The 13,337-nt window shown below is 74.6% G+C and carries 18 protein-coding genes; 7 read left to right on the top strand and 11 right to left on the bottom strand.

Annotated features, from left to right (window positions below; genetic code table 11):
• The 4 genes from CBZ_RS00305 to CBZ_RS00290 form a co-directional block, all read right to left on the bottom strand.
• Window positions 1–506 (bottom strand): ATP-binding cassette domain-containing protein (locus CBZ_RS00305; RefSeq protein WP_130779631.1); only part of this gene is annotated, 506 nt, incomplete at its 3' end.
• Window positions 503–1,348, bottom strand: a complete 846-nt coding sequence (locus CBZ_RS00300; RefSeq protein ID WP_130779630.1) for an ABC transporter permease — start codon at window positions 1,346–1,348, stop codon at window positions 503–505. The genes CBZ_RS00300 and CBZ_RS00305, both read right to left, overlap by 4 nt.
• Before the next feature lie 79 nt (window positions 1,349–1,427).
• Complete coding sequence (modA, locus tag CBZ_RS00295) at window positions 1,428–2,243, bottom strand: molybdate ABC transporter substrate-binding protein (RefSeq protein ID WP_165446590.1); 816 nt, start codon at window positions 2,241–2,243, stop codon at window positions 1,428–1,430.
• A gap of 17 nt (window positions 2,244–2,260) precedes the next feature.
• Window positions 2,261–2,665, bottom strand: coding sequence for a TOBE domain-containing protein (locus tag CBZ_RS00290; RefSeq protein WP_130779628.1), 405 nt, complete (start codon window positions 2,663–2,665; stop codon window positions 2,261–2,263).
• A gap of 111 nt (window positions 2,666–2,776) precedes the next feature.
• On the opposite strand from CBZ_RS00290, the gene ppk2 reads away from it, so the two are divergent.
• A complete protein-coding gene (gene ppk2 / locus CBZ_RS00285; protein ID WP_130779627.1) occupies window positions 2,777–3,625 on the top strand; it encodes a polyphosphate kinase 2 in 849 nt (282 codons plus the stop codon).
• A gap of 56 nt (window positions 3,626–3,681) precedes the next feature.
• Window positions 3,682–5,070, top strand: a complete 1,389-nt coding sequence (gene nhaA, locus CBZ_RS00280; RefSeq protein ID WP_130779626.1) for a Na+/H+ antiporter NhaA — start codon at window positions 3,682–3,684, stop codon at window positions 5,068–5,070.
• Window positions 5,071–5,077: 7 nt separating this feature from the next.
• On the opposite strand, the gene CBZ_RS00275 is transcribed toward nhaA, so the two are convergent.
• Genes CBZ_RS00275 through CBZ_RS00250 form a run of 6 tightly spaced genes read right to left on the bottom strand, consistent with a single transcriptional unit; the run spans window position 5,078 to window position 9,534 of the window.
• Complete coding sequence (locus CBZ_RS00275) at window positions 5,078–5,515, bottom strand: SRPBCC domain-containing protein (protein ID WP_130779625.1); 438 nt, start codon at window positions 5,513–5,515, stop codon at window positions 5,078–5,080.
• Window positions 5,516–5,566: 51 nt separating this feature from the next.
• Window positions 5,567–6,418, bottom strand: a complete 852-nt coding sequence (locus CBZ_RS00270) for an SDR family NAD(P)-dependent oxidoreductase (protein WP_130779624.1) — start codon at window positions 6,416–6,418, stop codon at window positions 5,567–5,569.
• Between the two features lie 28 nt (window positions 6,419–6,446).
• Window positions 6,447–6,977: a DsbA family protein gene (locus CBZ_RS00265; RefSeq protein WP_130779623.1), complete on the bottom strand. Its 531-nt coding sequence runs from the start codon at window positions 6,975–6,977 to the stop codon at window positions 6,447–6,449.
• Between the two features lie 55 nt (window positions 6,978–7,032).
• A complete protein-coding gene (locus CBZ_RS00260; protein ID WP_130779622.1) occupies window positions 7,033–8,082 on the bottom strand; it encodes an NAD-dependent epimerase/dehydratase family protein in 1,050 nt (349 codons plus the stop codon).
• 25 nt (window positions 8,083–8,107) lie between these two features.
• Window positions 8,108–9,307, bottom strand: coding sequence for a zinc-dependent alcohol dehydrogenase (locus CBZ_RS00255; protein ID WP_130779621.1), 1,200 nt, complete (start codon window positions 9,305–9,307; stop codon window positions 8,108–8,110).
• A 2-nt stretch (window positions 9,308–9,309) separates the two neighbouring features.
• Window positions 9,310–9,534 (bottom strand): hypothetical protein, encoded by a 225-nt coding sequence (locus CBZ_RS00250; RefSeq protein WP_130779620.1) that lies wholly within the window; start codon window positions 9,532–9,534, stop codon window positions 9,310–9,312.
• A 123-nt stretch (window positions 9,535–9,657) separates the two neighbouring features.
• Between CBZ_RS00250 and CBZ_RS00245 the strand changes: the two genes are divergently transcribed.
• The 5 genes from CBZ_RS00245 (at window position 9,658) to CBZ_RS20650 (ending at window position 12,806) form a co-directional block, all read left to right on the top strand.
• Window positions 9,658–10,122: a hypothetical protein gene (locus tag CBZ_RS00245; protein ID WP_130779619.1), complete on the top strand. Its 465-nt coding sequence runs from the start codon at window positions 9,658–9,660 to the stop codon at window positions 10,120–10,122.
• Window positions 10,119–11,348 carry an Nramp family divalent metal transporter gene (locus tag CBZ_RS00240; protein WP_130779618.1) on the top strand — a complete coding sequence of 410 codons (1,230 nt, stop codon included), beginning with the start codon at window positions 10,119–10,121 and terminating at the stop codon, window positions 11,346–11,348. The genes CBZ_RS00245 and CBZ_RS00240 overlap by 4 nt, the downstream gene beginning before the upstream one ends.
• Window positions 11,345–11,785: a hypothetical protein gene (locus CBZ_RS00235; RefSeq protein WP_246012914.1), complete on the top strand. Its 441-nt coding sequence runs from the start codon at window positions 11,345–11,347 to the stop codon at window positions 11,783–11,785. The genes CBZ_RS00240 and CBZ_RS00235 overlap by 4 nt, the downstream gene beginning before the upstream one ends.
• A complete protein-coding gene (locus tag CBZ_RS00230) occupies window positions 11,772–12,131 on the top strand; it encodes a PRC-barrel domain-containing protein (RefSeq protein ID WP_130779617.1) in 360 nt (119 codons plus the stop codon). Before CBZ_RS00235 ends, CBZ_RS00230 begins: the two co-directional genes overlap by 14 nt.
• Window positions 12,132–12,638: 507 nt before the next feature.
• The gene (locus CBZ_RS20650; RefSeq protein WP_165446589.1) at window positions 12,639–12,806 is read left to right on the top strand and encodes a hypothetical protein; all 168 of its coding nucleotides are present in this window, start codon (window positions 12,639–12,641) and stop codon (window positions 12,804–12,806) included.
• A 74-nt stretch (window positions 12,807–12,880) separates the two neighbouring features.
• Here the strand turns inward: CBZ_RS20650 and CBZ_RS00225 are convergent, their stop codons facing one another.
• Complete coding sequence (locus CBZ_RS00225; RefSeq protein ID WP_165446588.1) at window positions 12,881–13,213, bottom strand: nucleotidyltransferase domain-containing protein; 333 nt, start codon at window positions 13,211–13,213, stop codon at window positions 12,881–12,883.
• Window positions 13,214–13,337: the final 124 nt, after the last annotated feature.

The following is a 13,337-nucleotide window of genomic DNA, read 5'->3' as shown; positions in this document are numbered from 1 at the left end:
CCGCCGGACAGCGCCGAGGGCCGCCGGTCGCCGAGGCCGTCGAGCCCGACCCGGTCGAGCCAGGCGTCGGCGTCGGCGCGGGCGGCGCGGGTGCCGAGGCCGCGGGCGCGGGCGGCGAACGCGACGTTGTCGCGCGCGACGAGGTGCGGGAAGACGAGCGAGTCCTGGCCGAGCAGGCCGACGGAGCGGTGCTCGGGCGGGACGGCGACGCGACGGCGGGGGGCGACGGGGCGACCGGGGGCGACGCGGCCGCGGGGGGCGGCGCGCTCCCCGCCGGTCGAGGGGGGAGGGGCGTCGGGCACGACGTCGGTGAGGACGCGCTCTCCTGTGCGGACCGTGCCGTCGTCGGGCAGGAGCAGCCCCGCGAGGACGTCGAGCAGCGTCGACTTGCCGGCGCCGTTGGGTCCGAGGACCGCGACGACCTGGCCGGGCTCGGCGCGCAGCGCGACGTCGAGCCGGAACGCGCCCCGCCGGACCCGGACGTCGGCGACGAGCGCCCCGCTCACGCGGCCCGTCCCGGGCGCCACGCGCGTGCGGCGAGCAGCACCGCGACGGCGGTGACGACGAGCAGCAGCGACAGCGCGACGGCGGTGCCCTGCGAGACGCCCGCGCCGTTGAACGCGGCGTAGATCGCGAGCGGCATGGTCCGCGTGACCCCGGCGGTGCTGCCCGCGAACAGGGCGGTCGCGCCGAACTCGCCGAGGGCCCTGGCGAAGCACAGGACGGTCCCGCTCAGCAGCCCGGGGGCGACGAGCGGCAGCGTCACGCGCCGCAGGACGGTCCACCGTCCGGCCCCGAGGGTCGCGGCGACGGTCTCGTAGCGGGTGCCGACGGTGCGCAGCGCCCCCTCGACGCCGAGCACGAGGAACGGCATCGCGACGAACGTCTGGGCGATGACGACCGCGAGCGTCGTGAACGGGATGGTGACGCCGAACCAGGTGTCGAGCGCCTGCCCGACGAGCCCGCGACGGCCGAGCAGGAACAGCAGCGCGATGCCGCCGACCGTCGGGGGCAGCACGAGGGGCAGCGTGACGAGGGCGCGCAGCACGTCGGCCGTCCACCCGTGCGAGCGGGCGAGCAGCACCGCGAGCGGCACCCCGAGCAGCAGGCAGACGAGGGTGGAGACGCTCGACGTGGCGAACGACAGCCACAGCGCCGAGAGCGCCTCGGGCGAGGTCACGTCGGCGGGCAGGGAGCGCCAGTCGGCGCGGACGACGAGCGCGACGACCGGCAGGACGAGCAGCCCGAGCGCGAGGGCGGCGGGCAGCCGCAGCAGGAGCGGCGTCGTCCCGCCGGGCCGGTCGGCGGACCAGGTCCGGGAGTCGCGCACGACCGGCGCCGTCGTCATCGTCCGGCCGTCCGGACACCGCCGCACGGTGCGGCCCCGGTGACGGCGACGAGGGCGGCGCGCGCCGGGCGTGCGGGCGTCACGGTGCGACGAACCCCAGGTCGGCGAGGACCTTCTGCCCGGCGTCGGACAGCACGAGGTCGACGAACGCCTGCGCGACGGCGGGGTCCGCCGACGCGCGCGTGTCCGGGCCGAGGACCGCGACGGGGTACCGGTTGACGGCACCGGCCGCCTCGTCGACGTCGACGCCCTCGACGTCGTCACCGGCGACGAGGACGTCCGTGCGGTAGACCAGCCCGGCATCGGCCTCGCCTGCCGCGACCTTGGTGAGCACCGCGGTGACGTTCTGCTCCTCGCTCGCGGGCGTGAGCGTCACCCCGGCCGCGGCGAGGACCTTCTGCGACGCGGCCCCGCACGGCACCTGCGCGGCGCACAGCACGACCCGCCCGCCCGACGACGCGAGCGTCGCGAGGTCGGCGAGGGACGTGACGTCCTGCGGGTTGCCCGCGGGGACGGCGATCTGCAGCGAGTTCGTGCTGAAGACGGTCGGTGCACCGTCGACGAGGCCGGCGTCGACGACCGTCGCCATGTTCTTCTCGTCGGCCGACGCGAACACGTCGGCGCGCGCGCCCTCGACGAGCTGCGTCGCGAGCGTCGACGACCCGTCGTACGTGACCGCCCGGACGTCGACACCGGGGTGCGCGTACTCGAGCTCCGCGGCGAGCTCGTCGAAGGCTGCCGTGAGCGACGCCGCGGCGAAGATCGTGAGGGTGCCGGTGAGCTCGTCGGCAGCCTCGGTCGCCGCGGTGGTGGACGTCGACGCCGCCTCGGGCGTGCCCGACGAGCACCCCGCGAGCGCGACGAGCGCGACGACGACCCCGACGACCGCGCGCATTCCCCGGCGGCGACCCGTCATCGACTTCCGCCCGGCGTCTCCACGACGACGGTCGTCGCCTTCATCACGGCGACCGCGTGGGCACCGACCTCGAGGCCGAGCTCGCGGACGGCCTCGCTCGACATGAGCGACACCACGCGGAACGGGCCGCACTGCATCTCGACCTGCGCCATCACGGTGTCCGTGACGACGCGCGTGACGATCCCGGGCAGCCGGTTGCGCGCCGAGGTGGCGCGCGCGGTCGGGTCGGCGGGCGCGTGGGCCCGCTCGACGGCGACGGCGGCGAGGGCCGCGCCGTCGACGGTCGCGCGGCCCGCGTCGTCGGGCGCGGCGTCCAGCACGCCCCCGTCGACCCACCGGCGGACGGTGTCGTCGCTGACGCCGAGCAGCTCGGCGGCCTCGCTGATCCGGTATCGCGTCACGAGCAGGCATCCTAGCCCCGCAGATGCGGCATAATCGGCTGATCTGCCCCGCAGATGCGTCACCCGCGCGGACGGAGCGCGCGACACCACCGTGCGCAGTAGCGTCCGGACATGGCGAAGAAGGACAAGCAGGGCAAGGGCGCGAAGGACAAGATCTCCAACGACGTCTACGAGGCCGAGCTGTTCCGCCTCCAGGCCGAGCTCGTCAAGGTCCAGCAGTGGGTCCGGCACACCGGCGCGCGGGTGGTCGTGATCTTCGAGGGACGCGACGCGGCCGGCAAGGGCGGCACCATCAAGCGGATCTCCGAATACCTGTCCCCCCGCATCGTGCGCATCGCCGCCCTGCCGACGCCGACCGAGCGCGAGAAGGGCCAGTGGTACTACCAGCGCTACGTCTCGCACCTGCCCGCCGCGGGCGAGATCGTGCTGTTCGACCGGTCCTGGTACAACCGCGCGGGCGTCGAGCGGGTCATGGGGTTCTGCACGCCGCAGGAGTACTCGCGCTTCATGCGGCAGACGCCGATCTTCGAGCAGATGCTCGTCGAGGACGGTGTCCTGCTGCGCAAGTACTGGTTCTCCGTCTCCGACGAGGAGCAGCTGCGCCGGTTCCGCTCACGCCTCAACGACCCGGTCCGGCAGTGGAAGCTGAGCCCCATGGACCTGGAGTCCATCAGCCGGTGGGAGGACTACTCGCGCGCGAAGGACGAGATGCTCGTCCACACCGACGTGCCGACCAGCCCGTGGTACATCGTGGAGTCGGACGTCAAGAAGCACGCGCGGCTCAACATGATGGCCCACCTGCTGTCGACCATCCCGTACGAGGACGTGCCGCACGAGGAGGTCCACCTGCCCGACCGGCCCGCCGCGTCCAGCGGGTACGAGCGTCCGCCGCGCGAGCTGTCGACCTACGTGCCGGACCACGTCGCGCAGCTCCGCGGCGACCCCGAGCGCGACCTGTAGCGCGCACGGCGCGGGTGCCGTTGCGTGAGGGGCCCGTCGCCTGCGACGTTGAGGCCGTGACGGTCGCCCCCACCACGCCCACCACGCCCGGTCCGTCGCTGCGCGTCCGGGTCCCCGCCCTCAACCCGTCGGTCCGCCGGTTCCTCGCCACCGAGGCCGGCAGCGCCGTCGTCCTGCTCGCCGCGACCGTGCTCGCGCTCGTCTGGGCGAACTCGCCGTGGTCGCACTCCTACGAGGCGCTGTGGGAGACGACCGCAGGCTTCCACGTCGGCGCGTTCGGCATCGACCTCGACCTCGCGCACTGGGTCAACGACGCTGCCATGGCGGTCTTCTTCGCCGTCGTCGGGCTCGAGATCTCCCGCGAGGCGACCAGCGGCGAGCTGCGCGACCGGCGGACCGTCGCGGTGCCCGCCCTGGGCGCGGTCGGCGGGCTGCTCGTGCCCGTCCTCATCTACGTCGCGTTCACGGCCGGCACCGACGCGGTGCACGGGTGGGGCGTCGTCATGTCGACCGACACCGCGTTCCTCGTCGGCATCCTCGCGCTGTTCGGACCGGCCTGCCCCGACCGGCTGCGCCTGTTCCTGCTGACCCTCGCGATCGTCGACGACATCGGCGCGATCACCGTGATGGCCGTGTTCTACACCGACCAGGTCGACATGGCCGCGCTCGGGCTGGCCGCGCTGGTCGTCGTCGGCATGCTCGTCATGCGCTGGCTGCGGGTCTGGCAGCTCGCCCCGTACGTCGTCGCCGGGGTGCTGCTGTGGTTCGCCGTGCAGGCGTCGGGGGTGCACGCGACGCTCGCCGGGGTGCTCGTCGGGCTGCTCGTCCCCGCCGCCGTGCCGCAGCGCGAGCACGTCGAGGCCGTGCCCGGCTACGCGGGCGACCTCGTCGACGACACGACCGCCGAGCGCGAGCACCTCGCCGAGCTCGCCGCGCGGGCGGCCGTGCCCACGAGCGACCGGCTGCAGCGCGTCCTGCACCCGTGGTCCGCGTACGTCGTCGTGCCGCTGTTCGGACTGGCCAACGCCGGTGTCGTCCTCGACGCCGAGACCCTCGCCGACGCCGCCCGGTCCCGCGTGACGATCGGCGTCGCGGTCGCTCTCGTCGTCGGCAACGCGATCGGCATCACGGGCGCGGCGACCCTCGCGATCCGGATGGGCCTCGGCGACCTGCCCGGCCGCGTCAGGTACGGGCACCTGCTCGGCGGCGCGGTGCTCGCGGGGATCGGGTTCACGATCTCGCTGTTCATCGCGCAGCTCGCGTTCGGCGACGACCCGGCGCTGCTGTCGGAGGCGAAGATCGGCGTCCTCGCGGGGTCGCTCGTCGCTGCCGTCGCCGGGTCGGTCCTGCTGCGCTGGCTCGGCGAGAAGCTGCCGCTGTGCTCCCCCGCGACCGACGGGCCGCCGCCCGCGCTGCCACCGCTGCCGTGGCGCGCCCCCGAGTGAGTCCGGGTCAGCCGCCCTGGGCCGCGAGGGCCGCGTAGCGGTCGAGGATGCGCGGCCACTCGGTGAACTTCGCGCGCGCCTCGGCGTTCTCGTCCGACCAGCCGCCGTGCTCGAAGACGACGTGCGTGCCGTCGTGGGGCAGCGGCTCGAACGTCACCGTGATCGTCGTCGGCGACGTGCGGTCCTGCCCGAGGACCGACGTGTGCACCAGGCGGTGCGGCGCGTCGACCTCGACGACCGTGCCCCAGGGCACGGCGCCGAGCCGCGCGTCCTCCAGGAGGACCTGACCGCCGACCCACGGCTCGATCGTCGCGCCGCGGAAGCCGTCCGGGTCGGGCGAGTAGTCGGGGTGCCACCACCGGCCGATCCCCTGGACCCACAGGTCGAAGGCGGCGCCCGGCGGGCACGGCACCGTGTACTCGTGGCGCAGCGGCGTCAGGTCCATCGCACGATCCTCACCGAGGTCACGCGGCTGCGCGACCGGTCACGCGACCGTTCAGGCCAGGGGGTCGCCGGCCCCGAACGTCGACAGCCGCAGGCGCCGCGCGTCGGTTGCGAGGATCTCTGCGGTCGCCGCGCGCAGCGACGCGCCGGTGTCCGCGCCCGCGCGCACGAACCGGCCGCTGAGGTCGTCGAGCTCGCCGTCGCCGAACGCGCGCACGAGCTCCGCGACGTCCTCGACGGGGGTCCACTCGGTGCGCTGCTCGTGCGTCGGCATGGCGCCCGTCATGTCGGTCGCGACGACGCCCGGCGCGAGGTCGAGCACCCGCAGCCCCTGGTCGCGGTACTGCGCGTCGAGCATCGTCGTGAGGCGCGCGAGCGCGCCCTTGCTGATGTGGTACCCGGTGTACGCACCGCCCGCGTTGACGCCCGCGCCCGAGTTCATGTTGAGCACCCGGCCGCCGCCGCGCGCGAGCATCCCCGGCAGGACAGCGCGGGTGACGAGCAGCGGGCCGCGGACGTTGGTCTCGACGACCCGCCACGCGTCCTCGACGTCGTCGTCGGCGAACGGCACCTCGGCCTGCTCGATGACACCCGCGTTGTTGACCAGCAGCCCGATGCCGCCCACGTCCTCGAAGGCGGCCTCGACCCGCGCGACGACGTCCGCGACCGTGGTCGCGTCGACCAGGTCGCCCGCCGCGACCGTCGCCGTGGCCCCGAGGGCCTCGAGCTGCGCCGCGACGTCGTCCAGGTGCGCGCGAGTGCGGCCCACCAGCGCCACCGACCAGCCCGCGCGGGCCAGACCCAGCGCCACGCCGCGGCCGATGCCCCGGCCGGCTCCCGTGACGAGGGCGGTCCGCGGGACGAGGGCGGTCCGCGGGTCGGTCGGGTGCGCGTCGGTCGTCATCGGGCCATCGTGCCGGACACGGACCGGCTCAGCGCGCCACGCCTCGGACCCGCGCCGCGGTGCGGACCGCGGTCAGCAGGGGCTCGACCTGCGGCCTGCCGGGGTGCACGATCCCGTCGACCAGGATCGTCGGCGTCCCGCGCACGCCCATCGCGACGCCCGCGAGGTAGTCGGCCTCGACGGACGGCGCGAACTCCTGCGCGGCCGGTCCGGCGACCAGTGCCGGGTCGATGCCGAGGTCGCGCGCGTACCGGCGCAGGTCGGGCTCGGCCAGGTGGTCCTGGTGCGCGAGCAGGACGTCGTGCAGGTCCCAGAACCGCCCGACGGTCGCCGCCGCCTCCGCCGCGAGCGCCGCGGTGAGGGCGTAGGGGTGCACCTCGAACAGCGGGAAGTGCCGCCAGACCAGCCGGGCCAGGCCGTCGGAGGCGTCCACGACCTCCCGCAGCACGGGCGCGGCGGCGCGGCAGTACGGGCACTCGAGGTCGCCGAACTCGAGGATCGTCACGGGCGCGTCGGGCGACCCGTACACGTGCCGTTCGGGGCGGGTGTCGGCCGTCATGACCTCGATCCTGCCCGATCGCGATCCCGACCCGCCCGCGCGGGGCGCCGGACCGTCACCGCCGCTTCGGCAGGCGCCGCGGCAGGAGCGGCGGGCTCGCGGTGCCCGCACCGTCGACGATGCCGTCCACGACGTCCCGGACGGCGTCGAGGCCGTCCCACGTCGCACGCCAGCCCAGCTCGCGCTCGGCGCGCGAGGTGTCGAGGACCGGCGCGTGCACCGCCATGTCGAGCCACCCCGGGCCCACCGGCACGACGCGCGAGTGCCACGCGGTGCTCAGCGCGGCGCGCACGACCGCGACCGGGACCTCCCGCACCTCGCCGCTGCCGACGACCCGCGCGACGTCCTCCCCGCGCAGGACCTGCGGCGACGCGACGTTGAACGCCCCCCGCACCTGCCGCACGACCGCCTCCCGGTACGCCTGGGCGACGTCGTCGGCGTGCACGGCCTGCAGCCGCACCCCGGCCGGCCACGGCAGCACCGGCACCTTGCCGCCGAGCACCCGCTCCGGCACGAACGGGCCGAGGAACAGCCGCGTGATCTCGTGCCCCGCGTCCCGCTGGAAGATCAGCGCGGGCCGCAGCCGCGCGACGGCGAGGTCCGGGTGCGACTCCTCGTACTCGTCGAGCAGCCGCTCCTGCGCGGCCTTGTCGACGCTGTACGACGAGCTGCGCACGCCGTCGGTCGGCCAGCCCTCCGACCGGGGGACGTCGTCCGGCGCGGGCGAGTACGCGCCGACCGACGACGCGCACACCACGTGCGGCACACCGGCGCGCACCACGGCGTCGAGCACCCGCCGCGTGCCGGTGACGTTGACGTCCGCCAGACGACGTCGGTCGTGGCTCGGCTGGATCGCCCACGCGAGGTGCACGACCGCGTCCGCCCCCGCGAACGCCCGGGCGAGGTCGGCGACGACGTCCTCGTCGGGCACGCGCGCGCCGATGTCGACCGACACCCACGACGCGACGTCGTAGGGCGGCGGCGGGGTGGTCCGCGGGGTCCGGCGGGCGATCCCGACGACCGAGGTGACCGTGGAGTCGCCGCGCAGGCGGCGCAGCAGGGCCGTCCCCGCGTTGCCGCTCGCGCCGACGACCACGACCCTCATGCGCGGACCCCCGTCGCGGCGCGCCTCACGACGTGCCGCCAGGGTCCAGGACGACCTTCACGCACCCGTCCTCCTTCTTCTGGAACATCGCGTACGCGCCCGGCGCGTCCTCGAGCGGCAGCCGGTGCGTGCGCAGGTCGAGCACGCCCAGCGGGTCCGCCGGGTCGCTCACGAGCGGCAGGATCGTGTCCGTCCAGCGCCGCACGTTCGCCTGCCCGAACCGGAACGTCAGCTGCCGGTCGAAGATGTCCATGAGCGGGAACGGGTCGACCGCCCCGCCGTACACGCCGGACACCGACACCGTCCCGCCGCGCCGCACGCCCTCGATGGCGGTCTGCAGCGCCGCGAGCCGGTCGATCCCGGCCTTCTCCATGAACGGCCGTGCGAGGGCGTCGGGCAGGACGCCCGCGACGCGCTGCGCGCCCGCCGCGAACGACGACCCGTGCGCCTCCATGCCCACCGCGTCGACCGCGGCGTCGGCGCCGCGCCCCTCGGTCAGGTCGCGGACCGCCGCGAGGACGTCGTCGGTCGTCCCGACGTCGATCGTCTCGATGCCGTGCCGGCGTGCCATCGCGAGCCGCTCCGGGACGAGGTCCAGCCCGATGACGCGCGACGCGCCGCGGTGCCGGGCGATGCGCGCCGTCATCTGGCCGATCGGGCCGAGGCCCACGACCAGCAGGCTGCCGCCCGGGGGGACGTCCGCGTACTCGACGGCCTGCCACGCGGTCGGCAGCACGTCGGACAGGTACAGGTAGCGCTCGTCGGGCTCGCCGTCGTCCGGGACGACGACCGGCCCGTAGTGGGCCTGCGGGACGCGCAGGTACTCCGCCTGGCCGCCGGGCACGCGCCCGTACAGCGACGTGTACCCGAACAGCGCGGCTCCCTTGCCCTGCTCCTGCACCTGCGTCGTCTCGCACTGCGACTGCAGGCCGCGGCGGCACATGAAGCACGTGCCGCACGCGATGCCGAACGGCACCACGACGCGGTCGCCGACGCGCAGGTTGTGCACGTCCGGCCCGACGGCCTCGACGACGCCCATGGCCTCGTGCCCGAGGATGTCGCCGCGCTCCAGGTACGGCCCGAGGAACCCGTACAGGTGCAGGTCCGACCCGCAGATCGCGGTCGACGTGACGCGCACGACCGCATCCGTCGGCTCCTGGATCGTCGGGTCGGCCACCGTCTCGACCGACACCTTCTCGCGGGCCTGCCACGTGAGCGCCCGCACGGTCAGCCGTCCCGCGGGTTGAGGTTCGCCGGGTCGGCGTCCGGGTCGTCGTAGCCCGTGCCCTCCTCGCCGGACGCCTCCGCACCCGTGCGGGGGTTGAGCATGCCGGGGTCCGCGTCGGGGTCGGGAGCCTCGCCCTCGACCGATCGGGCCGTGGGGGTGCTCGTGTCGTCCGGGGGCAGCGTGCCGTCGTCCGGGGTGGTGGGGGTGTCGTCGGGGGTCGTCATCGCCCCACGCTGACACCGCGGGTCGGGCACCGCATCCGGAGGGACCGGTGCCCGGAGGCGCCGCACGACGACGCCGCGCCCGCTCCGCGTGCGGTCGGGAGCACCGCGGGCGACGATGCGTCGATGCAGGTCGTGCGCCGTCGCGCTGCGCTCCTCGTGGTGCTGCCGCTCCTGGTGACCGCCGGGTGCGCGGTCGGGTCGACGCAAGGCCCGGCGGACGACGCACGGGCCCTCGCCGACCCGCTCGCCCAGGTCACGTCGGCCGTCGAGACCGCGCTGCTCGCGACGTCGCTGCTCGACGAAGGCCGCACCAGCACCACGGTGACCGACACCGCGCTGCTCGACCAGGTGCACGTCCTGCAGGACGCGTCGGACGCGGTCGCGACGCTCGTCCCGGCGCCGGGGCCCGGCAGCGCCTGGCAGTCCGACGCCCTCGCCGCGGTCGGCGAGGCGCAGACCGCCGTCGCGGACGCCCGGGCGTGGGCCACCGGCGCCGGCGGGTCAGTCGACGAGGTCACCGCCGCCCTCGAGGACGCCGGTGCGCGCGTCGACGACCTCACCGCGACCCTGCAGGAGGCCGGGTCGTGAAGCGCCTGCTCGGCGTCGCCCTCGGCGTCCTCACCGCGATCGGGGGCTTCCTCGACATCGGCGACCTCGTCACGAACGCCGTCGTCGGGTCCCGGTTCGGCCTGAACCTCGCGTGGGTCGTCGTCGTCGGCGTCGTCGGCATCTGCCTGTTCGCCCAGATGTCCGGCCGCGTCGCCGCCGTGTCCGGCCGCGCGACGTTCGAGATCATCCGCGAGCGCCTCGGCCCCCGCACCGCCGGCGCCAACCTCGTGGCGTCCTTCCTCATCAACCTGCTGACCCTCACCGCCGAGGTCGGCGGCATCGCGCTCGCCCTGCAGCTCGCGTCCTCGGTCGAGCCGCGGCTGTGGATCCCGGTCGCAGGACTCGCCGTATGGCTCGTCATCTGGCGCGCGAAGTTCTCGATCCTGGAGAACGTCACGGGCCTGCTCGGGCTCACGCTCGTCGTGTTCGCCGTCGCGCTGTTCCTGCTCGGGCCCGACTGGTCCGAGCTCGCCGACCAGGCCCTGTCGCCCACCGTGCCCGGCGACGAGGGGCACGCCGTGTACTGGTACTACGCGATCGCGCTGTTCGGCGCCGCGATGACGCCCTACGAGGTGTTCTTCTTCTCCTCGGGTGCCCGCGAGGAGAAGTGGACCGTCAAGGACCTCTCGCAGTCCCGCCTCAACGTGCTCGTCGGCTTCCCGCTCGGGGGCATCCTGTCCGTCGCGATCGCCGCGTGCGCCGCCGTCGTCTTCCTCCCCGCGTCCGTCGAGGTGTCGTCGCTCTCGCAGATCGTGCTGCCCGTCGCCCTCGCCGGCGGCAAGCTCGCGCTCGCCGTCGTCATCGTCGGCATCGTCGCCGCGACCTTCGGCGCCGCCCTGGAGACCGGGCTGTCGTCCGGCTACACGCTCGCCCAGTACCTCGGCTGGTCGTGGGGCAAGTTCCGCCGCCCCGCGCAGGCCGCCCGGTTCCACCTCACGATGATCATCGCCCTGCTCGTCGCCGTCGCCGTCCTCATGACGAGCGTCGACCCCATCAAGGTCACCGAGTTCTCCGTCGTCTTCTCCGCCGTCGCACTGCCCCTCACCTACCTGCCGATCCTGCTCGTCGCCAACGACCCCGAGTACATGGGCAAGCACGTCAACGGCCGGGTCACGAACGCCCTCGCGCTCGTCTACCTGGTCGTCATCCTCGCCGCGTCGCTCGCGGCCATCCCCCTGATGATCGCCACCGGAGCCGGATCATGAGCCCCCGCGTGCGCCGCACGGCGCTCCCCTACGACGTCGACGAGGACCTCCCTCGCGAGCCCACCCCCGCGGGTCGCGTGCTCGACGCCCGCCTGCACCTGCTCGACCGGCAGACCCTCGACGTCGACGACGTGCCCGTCGCGTGCGTCGACGACCTGGAGGTCCGCACCGCCTCCGGCTCGGGGGACGTCACCTCCGGGGCCTCGCCCGCTTACGTCACCGCCCTGCTGTCCGGTCCCGTCCTCGGCACCCGTCTCTTCGGCGGTCGCCCCCCGGCGTCTCGGCTGCACCGCATCCTGTGGCGGAACGTCGCCGACGTCGGCACGACCGTCCGCCTCGGCGTCCGCGGCGAGGACCTCGACGTCCTGTGGGTCGAGCGGTGGGTCCGCGACCACGTCGTCGGACGCATCCCCGGAGGTCGCCATGATCCTCAGTGACCTGCTCGACGCCCCCGTGCGCGCCGCCTCCGGCGACCTGCTCGGGTACGTCGTCGACGTGCGCCTGGTCCTCGACGGCCCCCTCGACGGCGGGATCCTCGTGACGCCGCGGGTGCACGGCCTGCTCGTCAGCCCTCGCACCGGCACCTCGTTCCTCGGGTACGAGCGCACCGACGTGCGCTCCCCCGCCCTGCTGGCCCGCTGGCTGCGGTGGCGGCACCGCGGGACGTTCCTCGTGCGCTGGTCCGACGTCGCCGCGGTCGGCGGGGACGTCACGCTGGCCCAGGACTACCGGCGCTGGTCACCGACCTTCCCGGAGACGGTCCACCAGCACCCGACGACCTGACGGGGCGGGTCCGCCCCGTCACGGGGTAGCGACTGCCACCACGGACGCTCTCCCACATCGACGTCGCGACCCATACGCTGGCCGCACCAACGGCATCAGCCTCAGACGGCGCCGCGCGCATCACGCGCTGCCCACGTGCGGACCAAGATGTGAGCTCGGCGCGCACTCTTCATCGGAAGAGTCCGCATGCCGACCTGCACCAAGATCTCCTACCCGTCTGCCCTCGCGGCGGGGCGCGCACTCACGGCCATCCGGCGTGCTCGTCGGGGACGGGGAGGGTCATTTGCCCCTCGCCGTGCACCCGTGCCCGGAGTGCCGCGGGCAGTGGCACGTGACGTCCAAGCCCGCCAAGGGTGCTTTGGCGCGGCGTTGGCAGATCCAGGCCGGGCTGCGATGGCGATCCTGACGACAGACGCGCCACGGTCGTTCGCCACGAGACCGCCACCCTCCAGCCGCATCCGGAGAGCCCGCTTAGCATGGCGGCCCTGGCGCTCGAAGGAGCAGGCGATGGAACGCCAAGTCGTGGACAAGAGTGCGGTGAGGCGTTCCGCCGAGCGCTCGACACGGGTCTCCGCCAAGCTCGAGGGGCGAGTCGTCCCGCAAGACTTCGTCCGCTCTCCCAAGGTCGAGAAGTTCGTCGCTGCGCGCACCCCGGCGAAGGCCGTGCCGGTCTGAACTCAGCTTCGGAACCTCGGTGAGCGTCGGTGGCCCCTCGCGACCTCGGCCCACCGCTCGGCCGAGGGCTGAGGTCACAGCGGGACGGCGTCGCGGCGTGCTGCCTCCAGGACGGCTCCCCGACCTCTGCTCGAAAGGATGTCGACGCGCACGCCGGTGATCCGTTCGAGCTCGTCGATCAGGTCCATGAGGTCGAACAGGTCGGTCCCGGGTGCGAACGTGACCATGAGGTCGAGGTCGGAGTCCAGGTCGTCGTCGCCGCGCGCGACCGACCCGACCACGTGGGCGTCGCTGCCGTGATGGCGTGCGATGGCGTCGGCGATCTCGGGTCGGTGCAGCCGCAGCGCCTCCGAGGGCCGGAGGCGGCTCGCGTGCTCGGGTCGGGCGCGCGGGTCGTCGGCCTGCACGGGTCGACCGGGCTCGATCGCCGCGATGGTCGCTCCTCTCAGAACAGCGTCGACTCGGCCGGGACCGGCGGGCGCTCCAGGTCCAGCAGGAACCGCTTGCGCTCGATGCCCGCGGCGAAGCCGG

Origin of the sequence: Cellulomonas biazotea (genome assembly GCF_004306155.1) — a bacterium.
Classification (GTDB): domain Bacteria; phylum Actinomycetota; class Actinomycetes; order Actinomycetales; family Cellulomonadaceae; genus Cellulomonas; species Cellulomonas biazotea.
Note: the sequence above shows the minus strand (reverse complement) of the source record. Positions and strands in the feature narration are given on the sequence as shown.

What these genes read in the sequence shown, in the direction of transcription:
- CBZ_RS00275 (WP_130779625.1), bottom strand. Translation starts at nt 5,515, where the DNA reads ATGGACCTGACGCCGCTGCGCCACGAGTACACGGTGCCGTGCCCGCCG.
- CBZ_RS00245 (WP_130779619.1), top strand. Translation starts at nt 9,658, where the DNA reads ATGCAGGTCGTGCGCCGTCGCGCTGCGCTCCTCGTGGTGCTGCCGCTC.
- CBZ_RS00265 (WP_130779623.1), bottom strand. Translation starts at nt 6,977, where the DNA reads ATGACGGCCGACACCCGCCCCGAACGGCACGTGTACGGGTCGCCCGAC.
- CBZ_RS00235 (WP_246012914.1), top strand. Translation starts at nt 11,345, where the DNA reads ATGAGCCCCCGCGTGCGCCGCACGGCGCTCCCCTACGACGTCGACGAG.
- ppk2 (WP_130779627.1), top strand. Translation starts at nt 2,777, where the DNA reads ATGGCGAAGAAGGACAAGCAGGGCAAGGGCGCGAAGGACAAGATCTCC.
- CBZ_RS00250 (WP_130779620.1), bottom strand. Translation starts at nt 9,534, where the DNA reads ATGACGACCCCCGACGACACCCCCACCACCCCGGACGACGGCACGCTG.
- CBZ_RS00260 (WP_130779622.1), bottom strand. Translation starts at nt 8,082, where the DNA reads ATGAGGGTCGTGGTCGTCGGCGCGAGCGGCAACGCGGGGACGGCCCTG.
- CBZ_RS20650 (WP_165446589.1), top strand. Translation starts at nt 12,639, where the DNA reads ATGGAACGCCAAGTCGTGGACAAGAGTGCGGTGAGGCGTTCCGCCGAG.
- modA (WP_165446590.1), bottom strand. Translation starts at nt 2,243, where the DNA reads ATGCGCGCGGTCGTCGGGGTCGTCGTCGCGCTCGTCGCGCTCGCGGGG.
- CBZ_RS00300 (WP_130779630.1), bottom strand. Translation starts at nt 1,348, where the DNA reads ATGACGACGGCGCCGGTCGTGCGCGACTCCCGGACCTGGTCCGCCGAC.
- CBZ_RS00270 (WP_130779624.1), bottom strand. Translation starts at nt 6,418, where the DNA reads ATGACGACCGACGCGCACCCGACCGACCCGCGGACCGCCCTCGTCCCG.
- CBZ_RS00230 (WP_130779617.1), top strand. Translation starts at nt 11,772, where the DNA reads ATGATCCTCAGTGACCTGCTCGACGCCCCCGTGCGCGCCGCCTCCGGC.